The 2,938-nt window shown below is 44.7% G+C and carries 2 protein-coding genes; both read left to right on the top strand.

The features are described 5' to 3' along the window. On the top strand, positions 1 to 2,031 hold a 2,031-nt coding region (locus tag Q0954_RS33500; RefSeq protein WP_299466292.1), incomplete at its 5' end, for a fibronectin type III domain-containing protein. A gap of 12 nt (positions 2,032 to 2,043) precedes the next feature. Further along, a partial coding sequence (locus tag Q0954_RS33495) for a hypothetical protein (RefSeq protein WP_299466289.1) occupies positions 2,044 to 2,938 on the top strand: 895 nt, incomplete at its 3' end.

Raw genomic sequence — 2,938 nt, 5'->3', positions numbered from 1 at the left:
TATTTTGATGTGAACAACTTAGATTTTCTAGGGTATTCTCGGCAGCAGTATTTAAAGACGAAAAGAATCCCTGATGGCATCTACAAGCTATCTTTCTCATTTGTAGATCGTTACCGTCCTGGTGTGTCGGTGTCCAATGTAGATATTTTATCAGAGAAAACACTGAGGGTATTTGCTTTGCAGCCACCTATTCTGAATTTTCCGCTAATGATGAGTCAGGTCAATAGTACTAATCAAGGCTTAGCACCTATTCCGATTAATTGGAATAGACCCGCTAACACTCCATTCAATCCTGAGTATGAATTAGTATTGAATGAACTACGCCCCAATTGTCAGAACCAATATGCGAATATAAACGCAAATAACCCAACCGCCAGCCGAATATCTCAAGGCGAAATATTCAACTGCCTGGGGCCAGAGGTATTTCGTGCGACCACAACTAGCCTGACTTACAACTACGGCATGCAAGCCGAACCCGCCCTGGGTTTGGGCAAGTGGTATGCCATTCGTATCCAGGCGCGAGACCCCCAAGGCAGAACCTTGTTTATCAACGACGGCGTGAGCCAGATTCGGGTGTTTCGCTACGGCAAACCCTGCCCCGTGCCCGCCCGTCTTCAGGCAAAAGCCCTCAACCCCTACCAGGTACAACTTGATTGGGATGCCTTGCCCGACCACACAGGCTATACTGTCCACTTCAAACGCGAAGGCGATGCCTACAAATGGTACACCCAACGTGCCCTCTCCAACCGCGTCCAAATCAACGATATGGAACCTGGAGTGTCCTATTCGTTCAAACTTACCGCCGATTGCAACGCCTTTGGTAGTGAAGAAACCGCCACCCTGGATTTCAGAATGCCCACCCCCAAGCCCACCGGAGTACAATGTGGCAAACCCCTTACCGTAGACCTCAGCAATCAAACTCCTATCTCAGATTTGCGAGTAGGCGACAAAATAATGGCAGCCGACTTTGAATTCACCTTGGTAGAGGTCAAACCCTTGGGCGGAGGTTGGTTTGCTGGGCGAGCCTACACCCACATCAAGTTTTTTCAGGGAGCCAGGGTGTTTGCCCGGTTCGACCGCATTAAAATCAACACCGACAAACGCCTCATTGATGGAGAGTTGACCACTGATGGAGCAGGCACCCAAATCATACCCGACGAGTGGCGGGACAAGTACTTGAGCTTTACCAATGAAATCAACAACTTGTTTGACGAAATAGAACGAGGACTGGACAAGCTAGACCAGGTGGTAGGTAAAATAGACCAGGTGCTTAAAAAAGTAGAACAGTGGGTAAAAAATTATAATGGTCCCGACAAAGCCGAACTACTGGAAACGATCCAAATTGGCAAAAAGGCAATTGAGGACGGGAAGAAAGACTGGAAGGATGGCAAGCTAACCGAAGCCACCAAAAAACTGAAGGATGGGGGTGGGAAGGTGATCAAAGCCGCGACCAAAATTATTGGCAACCGATTACAAAAGCTGTTCTCCAGTCTTAAAGACATCATCAAAGAAATTGTGCAGGAGCTCAAGGGCAAAAGCAGGCAAGATATAGCCCAAAATAAAAAGGAACAGGCTACTGAAAACAAGCGACTACAAGAAGTGGTACAGAAGGCAAAGGAAGACCGGGCAGCAATGAAACTGACCCAGGCAAAACCAGATAATGAGGGAGTACTCACTTATATTCCTATTTATGAACAGCCGGCAGAATTGGCTGTACCTGAAGAAGAATGGAAAAAACGTTTAAGCAATGGCGACTTGGAAAAATGGAGGAAAATCCGCAAAAAAATAGTGGGTACGATGGTTAACGTAGAGATCAAACGCTTTAAGTTTAACGCCTTGGTAAAAATGAGTGGTGTAGAAGCGCTCGATGCCCTGAAAGGCAACGTTGAAAAATACATCAAGGAACTGGGGCAAGGTTTGCTCGAAAGGTTTATGCGGGGGGATGGTGTGGAAGCCCTCAAGCTGTTTGTAAGAAAATTTCTTAACGAAAAAATCAATGAGGGAATCCGTGTGTATTATAAAAAAGACTAAAATATCCGAACAATGATGAAAAATATTAGCTACTTTTTATTGACAATTGTTTTGTTTATTGCCTCGTTTGGGGCACAGGCAAGCGATAGCACCAGCACCGAACGCTACTATTATAAAAAAAGTCGGGTACAGCAAATGGCAAATTTGCTCGATCAGCAAATCAGGCAAAATGCCTGGTTGCCCAAAGCCGCTAAAAACTACCTGATTGATGGAAGGCAGAAGCACTATGGTCAGCCTACTTTTGATGCTACCACCCAAGATCAGCTAAGAAAAAGATTGCAAATTATTCAAGAAGACACCCAAGTGGAGTTCTATATTATTATCCCTCCTCCCTTGCTGTTGAACGAGTTTATTCAGGCAGATACTACCATTCAGGGAAAAAAACAGGTCAAGCTTATCAAAGAAGACTCTTCCAAGTTGTATAAGCAGTCCATGGCAGCCATCCAGCAGTTTACCCAAGACGTGTTCAAGCGCAGCGAATTAAGCAATGCCAGGCGTAAGGGCTTGTTGCTTAACCTGGATAGTTTTATTAAAATATCGGACAAAAAAAAATCGACGATTGTAGAAGAGATACAAAATGCTACCCTTTTAAAGGATAATGTATATCCAGTGGAGTTATTTTATCCCTGTTTGGTTTTTGGTCAGCGTATCAACGTCGAAACGATTAAAAAGGGGGTGGCAGCAATTAGAAAGAGCACCTACAAAAATAAAATCTCTTCTTCTGGGCAAAGTGGAAAGATATTCTTCGACTACCGACAAACGGCCTATCTGACCAAGGAGTATGTAGCCACGCTGGAAAAGTTTATCAAGGAAGAAGGAAAAGACTTCACCAAAGAAGATAATGTGGTCACCCAGTTTCAGTCTACCCTGCGGGCACAGCTCACTAATATGCCTTTCAGCAAAAAAA

Origin of the sequence: uncultured Microscilla sp. (genome assembly GCF_947493425.1) — a bacterium.
Taxonomy (GTDB): domain Bacteria; phylum Bacteroidota; class Bacteroidia; order Cytophagales; family Microscillaceae; genus Microscilla.
The sequence above is the reverse complement of the archived record's forward strand: the minus strand, read 5'-3'. Positions and strand labels throughout refer to the sequence as shown.